At 71.3% G+C, this 14,349-nt stretch carries 11 protein-coding genes and 1 tRNA gene; 1 reads left to right on the top strand and 11 read right to left on the bottom strand.

Annotation, left to right across the window (positions count from 1 at the left end; all coding sequences use genetic code 11):
- Window positions 1-15 precede the first annotated feature (15 nt).
- Window positions 16-2,655: a tetratricopeptide repeat protein gene (locus tag GA0070564_RS30335; RefSeq protein WP_342672540.1), complete on the bottom strand. Its 2,640-nt coding sequence runs from the start codon at window positions 2,653-2,655 to the stop codon at window positions 16-18.
- Between the two features lie 232 nt (window positions 2,656-2,887).
- On the opposite strand from GA0070564_RS30335, the gene GA0070564_RS10570 reads away from it, so the two are divergent.
- Window positions 2,888-2,971 (top strand) — tRNA-Leu (locus tag GA0070564_RS10570).
- On the opposite strand, the gene GA0070564_RS10565 is transcribed toward GA0070564_RS10570, so the two are convergent.
- The 10 genes from GA0070564_RS10565 to allB all read right to left on the bottom strand — a co-directional run bounded on the left by GA0070564_RS10565 (window position 2,953) and on the right by allB (window position 14,344).
- Window positions 2,953-3,993 carry a recombinase family protein gene (locus GA0070564_RS10565; protein WP_281182126.1) on the bottom strand — a complete coding sequence of 347 codons (1,041 nt, stop codon included), beginning with the start codon at window positions 3,991-3,993 and terminating at the stop codon, window positions 2,953-2,955. The genes GA0070564_RS10570 and GA0070564_RS10565 overlap by 19 nt on opposite strands.
- 96 nt (window positions 3,994-4,089) lie before the next feature.
- Window positions 4,090-4,593, bottom strand: coding sequence for a hypothetical protein (locus tag GA0070564_RS29820; protein WP_245669900.1), 504 nt, complete (start codon window positions 4,591-4,593; stop codon window positions 4,090-4,092).
- 307 nt (window positions 4,594-4,900) lie between these two features.
- Window positions 4,901-5,623, bottom strand: a complete 723-nt coding sequence (locus GA0070564_RS10555; RefSeq protein ID WP_091606543.1) for a replication-relaxation family protein — start codon at window positions 5,621-5,623, stop codon at window positions 4,901-4,903.
- Between the two features lie 245 nt (window positions 5,624-5,868).
- Window positions 5,869-6,195, bottom strand: coding sequence for a hydroxyisourate hydrolase (uraH, locus tag GA0070564_RS10550; protein ID WP_091606539.1), 327 nt, complete (start codon window positions 6,193-6,195; stop codon window positions 5,869-5,871).
- On the bottom strand, window positions 6,195-6,704 hold the full coding sequence (gene uraD / locus GA0070564_RS10545) for a 2-oxo-4-hydroxy-4-carboxy-5-ureidoimidazoline decarboxylase (protein WP_091606535.1): 510 nt from the start codon (window positions 6,702-6,704) through the stop codon (window positions 6,195-6,197). Before uraD ends, uraH begins: the two co-directional genes overlap by 1 nt.
- Window positions 6,701-8,128 (bottom strand): guanine deaminase, encoded by a 1,428-nt coding sequence (locus GA0070564_RS10540; RefSeq protein ID WP_091606531.1) that lies wholly within the window; start codon window positions 8,126-8,128, stop codon window positions 6,701-6,703. Before GA0070564_RS10540 ends, uraD begins: the two co-directional genes overlap by 4 nt.
- Window positions 8,125-8,976 (bottom strand): xanthine dehydrogenase accessory protein XdhC, encoded by an 852-nt coding sequence (gene xdhC / locus GA0070564_RS10535; RefSeq protein ID WP_091606528.1) that lies wholly within the window; start codon window positions 8,974-8,976, stop codon window positions 8,125-8,127. The genes GA0070564_RS10540 and xdhC overlap by 4 nt, the downstream gene beginning before the upstream one ends.
- Complete coding sequence (gene xdhB / locus GA0070564_RS10530) at window positions 8,969-11,398, bottom strand: xanthine dehydrogenase molybdopterin binding subunit (protein ID WP_091606523.1); 2,430 nt, start codon at window positions 11,396-11,398, stop codon at window positions 8,969-8,971. The genes xdhC and xdhB overlap by 8 nt, the downstream gene beginning before the upstream one ends.
- Window positions 11,382-12,941 (bottom strand): xanthine dehydrogenase small subunit, encoded by a 1,560-nt coding sequence (locus GA0070564_RS10525; RefSeq protein ID WP_218104906.1) that lies wholly within the window; start codon window positions 12,939-12,941, stop codon window positions 11,382-11,384. Before GA0070564_RS10525 ends, xdhB begins: the two co-directional genes overlap by 17 nt.
- A gap of 65 nt (window positions 12,942-13,006) precedes the next feature.
- Window positions 13,007-14,344, bottom strand: a complete 1,338-nt coding sequence (gene allB / locus GA0070564_RS10520; protein WP_091606516.1) for an allantoinase AllB — start codon at window positions 14,342-14,344, stop codon at window positions 13,007-13,009.
- Window positions 14,345-14,349: the final 5 nt, after the last annotated feature.

Genomic DNA, 14,349 nt, shown 5'->3' with positions numbered 1-14,349 from the left:
TGGCAATGTGGACGATCAGCCGGTGGGCGTACCGCGTTCCCGCTGGGTGCAGACCTGTCCGGAGGTGGCGAACGAGTCGGTGGAGTAGACCGCGAGGACGGTGAAGCAGTAGTCCACCTTGGTCCCCAGCCCGTTGACCGTGTAGCGGGTCGTCCCCGGGTCCAGGGGGGCCGTCACCTTGAGCGGTTGCCCGGCCCGGCCGCTGGCCACCATGAACGGCACGGTCCCCTTGGTCGGATCGGTCCAGGTCAGGGTGATCGTGGTGATGTCGTCGCGCAGCTTCAGGTCGCCCGGCGGCGCGCCGGCCGCCGCGCTCGCCCCGCCGGTCTTCGGCGTCGCCGTGGTCGGCGCCGCGGCCGGGGGAGCCGGGTCCCGGCCCAGCACCACGACGCCGACGCCGATCACGGCCGCCAGGACCACCGCCGCGCCCGCCGCCACGGCCACCACCGTCCGGTTGCGGCCGTCCCGCTCCGGCTCACCCTGCGGGTACGCCGAAAGCTGCGGGTACCCCGGCGCGGCCAGGTACGGGTCGGCCGGGTAGCCCTGCGGTGTGGTGTACGCGGCCGGCTGGCCGGGCCGCTCGGGGTACGCCGGCTGGTGCGCCGGCCCGATCTGCGGCGTGCGCGGGTCGGACGTCAGGTGACCCGCCGGTCCCGGCTGGGCCGGCCGGGGACGCCCGGTCGCCGGATCGTGGCCGCCGTCCGGCTGCCCGGCCTGCGGTCGGTGACCCGGTTGGGGCTGCGGTGCCGAGGGTCCGAAGCCCGGTGCGGGCGGTGCGACCGGCTGTGGGTGCGGGTAGGACGCCGGCGGCTGTGGGGCGACGGGCGGGGGTGCGAGCTCGCTGTCCGGGGTGGTCCGGGCCGGGTACGGCACGGGCAGACCGTCAGCCGGGATGTCGTCGGCCGGGTCCCCGCCGTCGTCCGGGTCCGTGTCGTCGGTCTCGTCCGGCGTCGGGGTGGCGAGCGGCTGCGACGGCGCCACGCTGCTCCACGGCGGCACGCTCATCCCCCACGGCGGTGCGGCGGCCGGCGGTGCGCTGATCGGTGGCGGCGGCACCGGCGGCGCGCTGAACGGCGGTGCGCTGGCCGGGGCTGCGTTGAACGGCGGTGCGCTGACCGGCGGCGTCCGCGGGTACGTCCCCGGGAAGGGTGACCCGGGCGGTCCGCTGACCGGCGGCGCCGGCACGGGAGGCGCGCTGTACGGGACCCCGCTGATCGGCGGGCTGCTCTGCGGGCCCCCGCTGATCGGTGCGCCGACGTGCGGGGCGGTGCCGGCGGGTGGGCCGCCGTGCGGGAGGACCGTGTCGACGGGCGGCCCGCTGTGCGGGACGCCGCTGACGGGTGGGCCGCCCACCGCCGGGTGGACGGGCTGCCCGGCCATGCCGGGGCCGCTCACCGGCCGCTCGGTCACGGGTGCCCCGCTGACCGGGGCCGGGTTCTGCGTCGGTCCGCTGGTCGGCGTCGGTGACGTACCCGTCGATGCCGGCCCCGCCGCCGTGGTCGCGCCGCCCGGGCCCGGCGGGGCCGGATGCGGCTGACCGCCCGGGCCCGGTGCGACCGGATGCGGCTGGCCGCCCGCTGCCGCGGCGCGGGCGGCCTCCTCCTCGAGCAGCGGTGTGATCTGCTGCACCTGGATCGTCGGCCGGTCCCAGCGCCGCTCGTCCGGCGGGTTCGCCACGGTCGGCGGGGGAGCGTCGACCGGGCGGAGTGGGTCGGCGGAAGGCTGCCGGGGGGCCGGCGGCAGCTGCGGCGCGGGAGCGTGCGGCGCCGGGGATGCCGTGGCCGTCGAGGGCTCGGCGCTGCGCTGGGCCGGGGGCGCGCTGATCACCGGCGCCGGGGGCAGGGCGGTGGCCAGCTCCGGCTCGGGTACCGGGTGCGGGCCGGTGCCGTGCACGGGAGCCGCGACCCGGGGAGCTGGGGGGACCGGCGGCGCGGGTGGCGGCGCGGCTTGGGGTGTCCGCGGCGCGGGAACGACCGGTGGCGCGGGGACGACCGGTGGCGCGGGGGTCTGGGGCGCCCACGGCGACTGCTGCTGCGGGTGTACCGGCGGCGGCGGGGGCGTCGGGACCGGTGGCGCCGGCGGCAGCGGCGCGGACCGCGGCCGGGACATGTCGGCCAGCTGCACCGTGGGCCCGGACAGGGCGGTCGACTCCGCCGGTGGGATCGGTCGAGGTGGTTCCGCCGGGGGCGCCGGCTGGGGCGGGACCGCCGGTGGGGGCGGCACCGGCGCGGCGTCGCCGAGGTACTGCCGGGCGGTGCGTACGGCGGGATGGTCCGCGCCGAGCACCTCCGGGCCGACGGCGGCGACCCGGGTGTAGTGGCGGCGCGCCTCGTGCCGGTTGCCCAGCTCCTCGGCGACGGAGGCCAGCTCGAAGGAGAGCGCCAGCATCAGCGGGTCGGCGGCCGGCCAACGTCGTTCCGCGGCGGCGTACGCCTGCTCCAGCGTGCGGCGGGCGGCCGCCGGGTCGTCGGCCTCCAGGTGCAGCCTCGCCAGCAGGTGGGTGGCGCTCAGCACCTCCCGGTGGTCCTCGCCGTACGTCGGTCGGGCCGAGGCGACGGCGTCGTCGAGCAGGCGACGGGCGTTACCGAGATCGCCGGCGGAGCGCAGGGCGAGCGCCTGGTGCTGCGTCGCGGCGAGAGGGGAGGGGTGGGACACGTCGGTAATGCTGCCGGTACTCGCCGTCCGGGCGCCACCCGGCCGCCTCGACGACTCGCGGCGGTCGATGCCGTCACGGCCCTGAGCTGCGGAAACGGTCCCGCCGTCGAGTGACGGTACGGCGATGTGCATGATCCAGATCTGCCGTGTAAAGTAGTCCCCCGTGCGGCCCGCCAGGCCGGCCGACGGGGTGTGAGACCGCCGCGGCCGACAGGGTAGGCTGGACGAGTAGGTCCGGGTGGCGGAATGGCAGACGCGCTAGCTTGAGGTGCTAGTGCCCGTATAGGGCGTGGGGGTTCAAGTCCCCCCTCGGACACGAACCGAATCCCAACGGTGCGCGGCAAGATCCAAACTTGCCCGCACCGTTTGTGTGTCCGGGTCGTATGCCAGGTGTAGCCCGAGGCTGCGGTAGACCTCCAGCTTGTGTTCCGGCTCGGCGTCCCGGAGGGCGCCTGTCAGGTCTCCGAGTTCCTCGACGATGGCAATAATTTGTTCCTCGCTGAACTGGACCCGGCTGTCGGTGTTCTCCTCGGTTCGTGTGTGCTGGTGTTGCTCGGCGCGTTGGCGGTCGGTCTGGGTTTCGGCGATCCAGCCGGCGACGACGGTGGGGTCGGCGCCGGCGTCGAGTGCCGCCCGGTAGCGGGCCAGTTTCGCGTCGCACTCGGCGACGGTGGGTCCTTCCTTCGTGAGCGGGGCCACGGTTGGCATGTCGGTGTGGGCCTGGTCGAGGAGCGTGGCGATGGTGTGGCGGCGCTGGAGCGGCCCGAAGCCTTGGACGAGCCAGGTGTCCAACGGTGTGATCAGCACGTCTTCCCGCAGGATCACGTTGCGGGGGTGGTCGACCTTGTTGGCCAGGGCGTATTCCTGGGGGTAGCGGCAGCGGTAGTAGGCGACGCCGTGGGAGTGTTGGCCTTGCATCTTTCGGCCGCAGATGCCGCAGTGGACCAGGCTCTTGAAGATGTAGGGGTGGCGGGATCGGTGCGCCCGCTTTGGGGCGGTGGCGGTCCGGGCCCGTAGGCCGAGCATCTCTTGGACACGGTCGAAGTCTGTCTGCGCGATCAGGGGTTCGTGGACCAGTTCGTTGGAGGTGATCCACCGGTCGCGCTGGTTCCATCGCATGACGGGGGTGTGGCCGAGGGCGACGTCGTTGACGTCGAGCAGCACTTCGTCGGTGCGTTGTTTGTTCCACACTTGCCGGCCGGTGTAGCGGGGGTTGATCAGGATCGTCCGTACGGCGGTCTTGGACCAGGCGAGCCCGTCTCGGTGGCCCCGGCGCGACGGACCCTGTGTCTCGACCCCCCCCATTATCCCCCGAAAACCCGAGCCAGTGGTCGACAATCAGTGACAAACGACGGCTGTCGCTTGGTTATGTCGGTGCAGATCATCGCCCATCTGTGACAACCAACGACAAGTCTGTAATCACTACGGAACGTATCAGGGGTGTCGGTTCGAATCCAGATGATCCGATTTAAAATCGAGGGCTGGCCAAATCTCAGGCCAGCCCTCGACGGTGTACCGCGCGGGTCCCCGTTGGCGGCCCGGGAACCCGCACAGTCCGGGTAGGTTAATCGTCAGCCGATCGGGATGGCACCAACAACACGTAACCCGAGTTGGGCATCGGTTCGTGTCGATCCAGCGCAGTGCGGCGGCGTGGGCGGCCTTGGTCGTGGTGGCGGTCAGGTCGAGGCGGCTCTTGCGGCCTCCGGCGGCCATGGTTACCGCGCCGAGGCGGCGGGCGGCGTCGAGCAGGTAGTAGCTGAGGAACCGGGTCAGCCAGCCGATGAAGCGGCGGTGGCGGACGTGGTAGCGGCGGGCGGGGGTGCCGTTGGCGTGCAGGAGGTCGTTGACCTTTTCCGAGGCGGCGAACCAGTCGGCGTCTTCGCCGGGGGCGAAACAGACGGTGACGACTTGGTCGGTGAGCGGGGCGGATGTGGGCATGGCGAGGTGCTCCTTTGCGAAGGAGTGGGCATGCATGGGGGTGTGCGGTGGTGCCACCGGGGCGCGGCGTCTGGACTTGGGAAGCTGCCTGAGAGGCGCGGGGCGTGGATCACGAGCCGACCGAGGGTGGGCTGTGGGTGATTCGCCGGGCGCGGGCAGATCCGAGGAGGACCAGACGGGCGGCGGTGCGAGCAAAAGAAGAATCTGCACCGTAGCTTCGTGACCTGACAGCACCGCTCCTGTCAGGAATCGCGATCATGCCTCTGACCTGGGCTGACAGGATTCACGCGGGGCCTGCCAGGGCCCGTCAGGGCACGAAGACGCCTTCGTCGTAGTTGGGGTTGTCCGCCACGGGCTGCCCGTGGTCGCTGGGCAGGTCGGCGAGGCGTACCCGGCCGGTGGCACCGATCGGAAGCCAGACGGCGTGCGCCGGGTCGGTGCCGTGGGTGGCGGTCGCGGCCGGAACATCGGTGTGCTGGCCACGCAGGAGTTGGTGAAGGTGCTCTTCGCGTTGCTCGCTGCGCAGCCAGAACAGCACCGGATAGCGCGGGCCGCCGCGGCGGATCAGCTTCGCGTACCGGTCGAGCTTGGTCACCACCCGGCTCCGCAACGGCTCGGTGCCAGTGTCGGCCTCCAGGAAGAGCCCCACCGTGGCGTGGGCGACGCTCCACAGGCCGTGCCCGTCCGCGGTGATGGTGCGGAACTGCTTGGTCGTCATCGCCTCGGACCACCACCGGTCCAGCCGCGCCTCGGGGTGCTGGCGGGCGTGTGCGGTGAGCCGTACGAAGAACTCATTGGTGGTGAGCAGGTGTGTCAGGTGCGGATTGGCCGACAGTCGTTGCACGGTCTGGCGGCTCGTCCGGAGGGTGGGCTCGGGCCGGTTGTGGGCGGCGGCCTGGAACCGGTGCCCGTGATGGCCGAGAGTCCAGTGCCACGGTTGGCTGCCGCCGCCGTCGCGGGCGAACCGCTGCCGGTCTGCTCGGGGTGCCTGCTCGGTCTTCGGCTGACGCTCGGTTGTCGCCGCGGGGATGCTCGTCGCCCGGTACTAGGTAGCGACTTGCGCCGTCACTCAGGAGCACGCCGAGCAGCCACGACAGAGCCGCGACGAACAGGAGATCGAACGCCGCAATCCGGGTGAAGTGGCCGAGGGCCCACGCGAGCGCGGCAACTATCCCTGCTGGCCAGGTCAGCCAGGAGGTTCGCACCGGAGTAGTCGTGAAGCCCATGGAGCCTCCTGAGTTGACCGACGCCGTTCATGACGAGCACCCGCGCCCATCAGCTTCCCCGGTAGGTCGAGTAGCCGAACGGGCCGAGCAGTAGTGGTACGTGATGGTGCGCCCCTTCATCGACGATCTGGAAGGTGACCACGATCTCCGGGTAGAAGGTGTGGACTCCGCGATCGACGAAGTACCGCCCTGTGTCGAAGCGGAGTCGGTGTACGCCCGCGTGGGGTGCGTACAGCTCGCGGACGCGCCCGTCGGCGTCGGTGCAGGCCCGGGCGAGGTGCTGCCACGCGTCGCGATGACAGCGCTCGACGACGACCGCGAGCTCCGGCGCGGGGAGGCCCGTGGTGATGTCCAGTACGTGAGTCGACAGGCTCATCAGGCCTCCGATCGCAGGAGTTTGCCCAGCCGCAGGCGGTTGATCTCGGCCAGCTCCGTGAGCGCTACCCGGCGCTCGGTCGCCGGGTCGTTCGCCAACCGGGAGCGGCAGATGGCGAGCAGGTCCGCCGCTGATCGTCCGGTCGCACAGACCAGGTACAGGTGCCCGAAGCGCGCCTCGTACGCCGCGTTGGCCCGGTCGAGACTCGTCAGCAGCTCCTCGTCCGCGGCGCCGACTCCTGCCTGCTCTCGCCGCGACCACTGTCCGCCGCTGCCGGTCGCCGGCTTGCCGATCCGTGGATGACCGGCCAACGCCTCGGCAAAGCCGGTCTCGTCGAGGGTGCTGGTGCCCGCGTCGGAGGCCGCGCTGAGCTCGGCCTCGTTGACGTAGGGTCGCCCGGCGATGACCTCGGCCACCCATGCCTCTGCCGAGCAGCACTGGCGTAGGGCCGACCGCAGGCGCTCGTCGTCGGGCGCGTTGTTCAACCGATCCAGAGTCCAGGTCGTCACCGGCTCACCCCACCATCGGTGCCGGCTCGGCCGCGATGACGCGTCCGCTCATCGCTGTTGGTGCGGCGGGCTGCCTTTTTGCTCCTGGGATGCTCAGGTCGACGCCGGGATTGAGGGCGTAGCGGACGAGCGTCGACGGCTCTGGCCCGCAGGGGTGCTCCGTCGATCCACACCTGTCCCAGGTCGTCCGGCGTGGCCAGCGCGAACACCTTCGCAAGGGCATCCTCCGGTCCGTTCGAGTGACGTATGCCGATATCCAGGATCGTGCCCGGACGGGGTCGTATCCAGATCGCGTCGAACCGTCTGCCGACGCTCAGGTCGCCGATCTGGTCCCGCAGGCCCAGGGCCTGCCCGCCCGCTGCGGTGGCCAGGTACAACAAGTGCGCCGCAGTGAGGGGCACGCCGTCCACGCCGCGCAGGCGTTGCAGGAGGTACGTCTGCAGCCCCTCTTTCAGCAGTGAGAAGCCAGTGCCCGCACCCACGTCGCAACCGAGTGCCACGAGTACGCCATGGGCGAGGTGGCGGTTGAGCGGGAACATGCCGCTGCCCAGCGCCGCGTTGCTCGTCGGGCAGTGCGCCACGCTGGCCTGGGCCTCGGCCAGCCGGGTCAGCTCGGTGTCAGTCGAATGCACGTTGTGTGCGAAGACGCTCTGTCGGCCGACCAGTCCGTGCCGGTCGTAGCAGTCCAGGTAGTTGGTGGTGCCGGACAGTCGCCGGACCGTGGCGACCTCGTCGAGGTTCTCGTTCAGGTGCGACGTGAACCAGCTGCCCACCACATCCCGGTGCAACTCCCCGCATGACGCGAGCAGTTCGTCGCTGCACGACAACGCGAACCGGGGGGTCACCGCGTACCGACTGCGTCCGACGCCGTGCCAGCGCCGTGCCAGCTCGCGGCCTTCGTCGTAACTGCGCTCTGCGGACGTGTGCAGCTCCGGCCGCAGCATCCGGTCACCGACGACCAGGCCGCTGGTGATCCGTAGGCCGTGCCCCGCGGCCGCCTGGAACAGTGCGTCCACCGCCGGCGCGAAGTGCGAGCCGAAAACCAGAGCGGTGGTCGTGCCTGCCGAGGTGAGGGCCGAGACGAACTCGCCGGCTACCACGCGCGCGTAGTCGATCTCGGCGATCCGTGCCTCCTCGGGCAGCGCGCAGCGTTCCAACCATTCCAGCAACGGCATCCCGAGCGCACCGATGACGCGGACCTGCGGGAAGTGCACATGGGCGTCCACCAGGCCGGGTAGCAGGACTCCATCGGAGAGCTCGACCAGCTGTGCCTCCGGGTGTCGGGAGCGCAGCGTGGCAAAGGCATCCCGCTCGACGATCCGCCCGTCCTCGACGAGCAGCCCCGCATCGCCGTCACAGCGGAGCGCGCCGCCGCGGAACGGGTCGTCGGGAGTGTCGACGACCTGAGCGCGGTAGAGGGTCATGGCCGGGCCGCCGAGGGAGCGCGGTCGCCGGCCATCGCCTGGTGATGTTCCATCCTGCCCAGGAGATCGGCGGCGACGCTGACGGCGATCGTCGCGGGCTCCTTGCCGTGGATGTCGGCGAGCCCGATGGGCGTGGTGATGCGGGCGATGGCCGTGGCGTCGTGGCCCTGTGCGGCGAGTTCGGTGCGGAACCGGGCCCACTTGCCCGCCGAACCGATGAGGCCGATGGTGCCGAATTCACCGCCGCGCAGCATCGCGTCGCAGAGGGAGAGGTCCTCCGCATGGTCGTGCGTCATGATCAACGCGTGGGTGCCTGTGGGCAGCTCGCCGAGCACGGTCTCCGGCAGCACTGCCACCCGGTGGACGTGCACCCGGGCCACCGCATCGGAGAAGACCGCCAACCGGTCCTCGGTGAGCTGCTCCGGGCGGGTGTCGATGAGATGTAGGTCGATATCATGCCGAGCCAGGACACGAGCCAGCTCCAGGCCCACGTGCCCTACGCCGAAGACAGCCACCACCGGCGCCACGGGTAGCGATTCGAGCAACACCGTGACGGTCCCTCCGCAGCACTGCACCCCGTGCTCGTAGGGCGCTTTGTCGGACAGCGCGAGCGTGAACAGCTCGGGCGTCGGGCCGCCTGCGGCCAGCAGCGTACGGGCCCGGTCGATCGCGACCGCTTCCAGCTTGCCGCCGCCGATCGAGCCCCACGTCTGCGTTTCGCTCACCACGAGCTTCGCGCCGGCCGCGCGAGGGGCATGGCCGCGGACCGTCACGAGCGTGACGAGTACACCGGGCTCACGGACGCTGCGCAGGTGCGCCACCGCTGCCAGCCAGGTTCCCTCAGACATGACTCACCGTCCGCAGGGCCCGCTCCGGCGTCGGGTGCCCGGCGTTCGCCGCCCCACCCGGAGCGAGGTCCGCGTCCGCCGTGGGGCCGTGCCCGCCGCACGCCCGGGCCCGCTCGATCGCCCAGAAGACCGCCTCGGGGGTGGCCGGCGAGGCGAGGTCGATGCTGATGCCGGCGGGCCCGAACGCGGCCGCCGCCTGGCGCAGGGCCTCGCGCACGGAGAAGGCGAGCATCAGCGGCGGCTCGCCCACCGCCTTGGCGCCGTAGACCGCCCCCTCCTCGGCCGCGTCGGCCAACATCGTCACATTGAAGACCTCCGGCATCTCCGAAAAGCTGGGCAGCTTGTACGAGCTGGCCCCTCGCGTGGCCAGCTGGCCGCGCGCGGCTCCCGTGCCGGTGTTCCAACGGAGGTCCTCCAGGGTCAGCCAGCCCGCGCCCTGTACGAACCCGCCCTCGATCTGTCCGATGTCGATGAGCGGTGACAGGCTGTCCCCGACGTCGTGCACGATGTCCACCCGTCGCGTTCGGTACGTGCCCGTGAACCCGTCGACTTCGACCTCGGCCGCGGCCACCCCGTACGCGAAGTACTTGAACGGCGAGCCCTGCATCGCCGCTGAGTCCCAGTACAGCCCCTCGGTGCGGTAGAAACCCGCCGCGAACAGTTGCACCCGCTGGAAGTACGCGGTCCGCACCAGATCGTTCCACTCGACGCCGGTAGGGGCCCCGGTACCCCGCGCCACACCGTCGACGATGCTGATGTCGGCGGCGTTCAGCCCCAGCATGGTGGCGGCCACCCGGGTCAGCCGCTCGCGAAGCTGTTCGCAGGCCTGCCTGACCGCGCCACCGTTGAGGTCGGCACCGCAGCTCGCTGCGGTCGCCGAGGTGTTGGGCACCTTGTCGGTACGTGTGGGCGCCAGCCGCATCCGGCCCAGTGGAATGCCCAGCTCGGTTGCTGCTACCTGCAGCATCTTGGTGTGCAGGCCCTGACCCATCTCGGTGCCGCCATGGTTGATCAGCACCGACCCGTCCCGGTACACGTGCACGAGTGCGCCGGCCTGGTTGAACGCGGTGAGGTTGAACGAGATGCCGAACTTGACCGGCGTGACGGCCAGGCCACGTTTGGCATGCGGATGTGCGGCGTTGAAGGCCGCGACCTCCCGCTGCCGGGCGGCAATGTCACCGGTGTCGACGACCTGACGCCAGAGCCTGTCCAGCCGTTCCGGGTGCCGGACCAACTGGCCGTACGGCGTGGTCTGCCCGCGGCGGTAGAAGTTGCGTCGGCGCAGTTCCATCGGGTCGATGCCGAGCAGTGGGGCGCAGCGGCCGAGGATGTCCTCGATGACCAGCATCCCCTGCGGGCCCCCGAAGCCCCGGAAGGCAGTGCTGGATGTCTTGTGGGTGCGCACGATGCGGCCGTTGAGTCGTACATGTGGCAACCAGTACGCGTTGTCAACGTGGCACAGCGCGCGGGCCAGCACCGGCTCGGACAGGTCGAGGCTCCAGCCGCCGTCCGAGGTCAGGGTCGCTTCGAGCGCGAGCAGCCGGCCCGCCGCATCGAACCCGACCCGCCACTCGACGAGAAACCCGTGCCTCTTGCCCGACATGGTCAGGTCCTGGGCGCGGGTCAGGCGCACCCGTACCGGGCGGCCGGTGCACGTCGCGCCCAGCGCGGCGATGGCAGCGAGGCCGTGTGGCTGCATCTCCTTGCCGCCGAAGCCGCCGCCCATGCGCAGGCACTGGACGGTCACCTCGTTGCTGGCCCGGCCCAGCACGTGGGCGACTATCTCCTGGGTCTCCGAGGGGTGCTGGGTACTGCTCTGCACGAAGACCTGCCCGGCTTCGTCGACGTGGGCCAGCGAGCTGTGCGTCTCCAGGTAGAAGTGCTCCTGCCCGGCGATTTCGAGTTCCCCACCGAAGACGTGCACGGCGTCGGCCAGACCGGTCTCGACGTCGCCCCGCACCAGTTGCGGCATGGCGCCCTGGAAACTGTCGGCGGCGATCGCCTCCCGCACGGTCACGTAGGAGGGCAACGGCTCCGTCTCGACCTCCACGGCGGCCGCGCCCACACGTGCCGCCTCGTACGTCTCGGCGAGCACCCAACAGACGGCGTGGCCGAAGAACATGACTTCCTCGGGGAACAATGGCTCGTCCTGCTTGATCCCGGCGTCGTTCACTCCGGGCACATCGGCGGCCGTGAGCACCCGGACGACACCTGGCACGCGGAGCGCCGGGGCGACTCGCAGCGCGGTGACCCGGGCGTGCGCCTGGGGCACCTGTACCGGGTGGGCGTGCAGCACATCCTTGGTACGAGGGATCAGGTCGTCGGTGAACTGTGCCGCACCGGTGACGTGCAGCCGCGCACTCTCGTGCGGGACCGCTGCACCCACCGCGGGACTCTCCGGCCTCTCAGACAGCGCGCTCATTCCGTGGCCTCCTCTCGGCCTGGTGCTCGGTGGCCGCGGCGATCCGTCCGCCGGGGACTGCGGCGATCTCGTACGGGGCCGGGTTCTCGGCGTAGAGCTTGAGTAGGCTCTGGCCGAGCATCGCGGCTCGATACTCGGCGCTGGACCGGTGGTCGTCCTGCGGTGTGCCCTCGCGGCGCAAAGACCGAGCGGCGGCAGCGACGGTGGCTGCGGACCAGGGGTTGCCCTCCAGCGCCGCCTCGGTCGCCCGGGCCCGGATCGGTGTGGCCGCCACCCCACCCAGGCCGATGCGTGCGCGGGTGACCGTTCCACCGACGACGTCGAGGGCGAAGCCGACGGCGACGCTGGTGACGTCGTCGAACCGCCGCTTCGCAATCTTGTGGAAGGCGACGAGGCCGGCGAGCGGGCGTGGGATCCGCACTGCCCGGATCAGCTCGCCGGAGCGACGAACGCTGCGCCGATACCCGGTGAAGTAGTCCGCCAGCGGCACCCTGCGTTCGCCGTCGACGCTGACCAGGATGACCTCGGCGGCAAGCGCGAGCAACACCGGCGCGGTGTCGCCCACCGGGGATCCGGTGCCCAGGTTGCCGCCAATGGTGGCTCTGTTGCGGATGAGCCTGGAGGCGAAGAGGGGGAACATGTGGGCGAGCAGCGGCACCCGGCCCGCGAGGCGGCGCTCGATCTCGCTGAGGGCCAGTCCGGCACCGACCTCGATGCTCTCCGGCGTGATCATCAGCTTCCGCAGCTCCGCGAGGCGGTCGATCGCGAGGACCGACTCGGCCCGGGCGCCCTGCAGGTTCACCTGCACACCCCAATCGGTGGAGCCGGCCACCACGGTGGCAGTGGGTTGCTCGCGAAGCCGTCGCAGGGCGTCGGGCAGCGAGGCCGGCCGGACGAACTCCCGGCCCCCGTGCCGCAGCCGAACGGGCCGGGGCGGCGCCGTGGGCGCCTGCTGGCGTTGCACAAGCTGGTCGTCGGGCACCGGTGGACCGAGTGCGAACGCGGCGTCGCGAATCGGCCGGTATCCGGTGCAGCGGCACAGGTTGCCGCTGAGGGCGTCCAGGTCGAAGCCGTTGGGCCCCTTGTCGTGTCCGGTCACGTCGCCGTCCGGGGACGCCCGTCTTCCGGCCCGGTAGTACTCGGCAGCCATGCTGCAGACGAAGCCGGGTGTGCAGTAGCCACACTGCGATCCACCGCGGACGGCCATCTCGTGCTGGACCGGGTGCAGGCGGTCGGGGCTGCCCAGCCCCTCGGCAGTGCGGATCTCCTGGGCATCCAGGGCGGCGACCGGCAACAGGCATGCGTTGACCGCCACCCATTCGGTGGGCGAATCAACGCCGGGTCGGGCGACGAGCACCGCGCAAGCGCCGCACTCACCCTCTCCGCAACCCTCCTTGCAGCCGGTGAGGCCTCGTCCACGCAGCCATTCCAGCGCCGTGGTGTGTGGCGTGACATCCCCGAGTGGAGTGATCCGGCCGTTGACCGTGATGTCGCCGCCGCTCCGCGTGGTGTCGTCAGGCAGCGGGGGCGTGTCGGTCGACACCGCTCGGCCCGCGGTCGGCTCCTGCCGACCGGGTAGGTCCGGTCGGAATGCATGGTGCGTCCCGGTCATCTTCTTCCCCTCATCAACAGCTTCCCGAGCGGCTGTCCCTCCGTACGTACGCGCCGCCCGCGAAGCCAGGTCTGCCGGACGATGCCGGCCAGCCGTCGACCCGAGTACGCCGTCAGCTGGTGACGGTGCAGTAGGCTCGCCGGATCGACCACGAAATCGGCGTCCGGGGCGAAAACACACAGATCCGCGTCGGCGCCGGCGGCGATGCGACCCTTGTACGGCAGCCCGACGCGCTCGGCTGGGCGCTGCGCCATCCAACGCGTCACGTCGGCCAGCGAGTGCCCGCGCGAGCGGGCCGCCGTCCATACCACCGGCAGTCCCAGCTGCAGGCCCGCGATGCCACCCCACGCTTTGCCGAAGTCGCCGTGTTCGAGCAGCTTGAGCTCGGGCGTACAGGGTGAGTGGTCCGAGACGACCATGTCGATGTCTCCGGCGGCGAGCGCCTGCCACAACCGGTCCTGGTTGCCGCCGTCGCGGATCGGCGGGCAGCACTTGAACTGGGTCGCTCCATCCGGGATATCGGTATCGGACAACGTCAGGTAGTGCGGGCAGGTCTCCACCGAGACATCGACACCGGCAGCCCTGGCTGCGGTGAGCCCTGACAGCGCGTGGGCGCTGGACAGGTGCAGGACGTGGGCCCGGCCACCGGTCGCGCGCGCGGCGTTGATCACCTGGTCGATCGCGCGATCCTCGGCCCGGTGCGGGCGGGAACGCAGGAAGGCCGCGTACTCCGGCCCGGTGGGGCGTGGCGCCAGTGCGACCACCTCGGCGTCCTCGGCGTGCACGATCAGCATCGCACCGAGGCGAGCCGTCTCTGCCATCGTCGCGACGAACTCCGCAGCGTCCAGCGGTGGAAACTCCGGCACCCCGGAGTCGAGCAGGAAGCACTTGAAGCCGAAGACTCCGCCGTCGTGCAGGGCCGCCAGATCGGTGATGTTGCCCGGCACTGCCCCGCCCCAGAAGCCCACGTCGACGTAGGTCTGGCCGCGGGCGCAGCCCTGCTTGGTGGCCAGCGCGGTGGGCGTGGTCGTCGGTGGAATGCTGTTGAGCGGCATGTCCACGATGGTGGTCACTCCGCCGGCTGCGGCTGCCCGGGTCGCGCTGGCATAGCCTTCCCACTCGGTACGACCGGGCTCGTTGACGTGCACATGGGTGTCGACCAGGCCGGGCAGAAGCACCTCGTCATCAGCGAGAGTGATCGACTCCTGGGCTTCCAGCTTCGCGTCGAGTGGTGCCACGACGGCGATGCGCCCGTCACGCACACCGATCACACCCGCGGTCTCGGTGCCCTCGATGACCACGCGTCGACTGCGAAGGACGAGATCCAGCATCATGATCG

It is taken from the genome of Micromonospora mirobrigensis, from assembly GCF_900091555.1.
Lineage (GTDB): Bacteria > Actinomycetota > Actinomycetes > Mycobacteriales > Micromonosporaceae > Micromonospora > Micromonospora mirobrigensis.
Note: the sequence above shows the minus strand (reverse complement) of the source record. Positions and strands in the feature narration are given on the sequence as shown.

What these genes read in the sequence shown, in the direction of transcription:
- allB (WP_091606516.1), bottom strand. Translation starts at nt 14,344, where the DNA reads ATGATGCTGGATCTCGTCCTTCGCAGTCGACGCGTGGTCATCGAGGGC.
- uraH (WP_091606539.1), bottom strand. Translation starts at nt 6,195, where the DNA reads ATGAGCCTGTCGACTCACGTACTGGACATCACCACGGGCCTCCCCGCG.
- GA0070564_RS10540 (WP_091606531.1), bottom strand. Translation starts at nt 8,128, where the DNA reads ATGACCCTCTACCGCGCTCAGGTCGTCGACACTCCCGACGACCCGTTC.
- xdhC (WP_091606528.1), bottom strand. Translation starts at nt 8,976, where the DNA reads ATGTCTGAGGGAACCTGGCTGGCAGCGGTGGCGCACCTGCGCAGCGTC.
- xdhB (WP_091606523.1), bottom strand. Translation starts at nt 11,398, where the DNA reads ATGAGCGCGCTGTCTGAGAGGCCGGAGAGTCCCGCGGTGGGTGCAGCG.
- GA0070564_RS29820 (WP_245669900.1), bottom strand. Translation starts at nt 4,593, where the DNA reads ATGCCCACATCCGCCCCGCTCACCGACCAAGTCGTCACCGTCTGTTTC.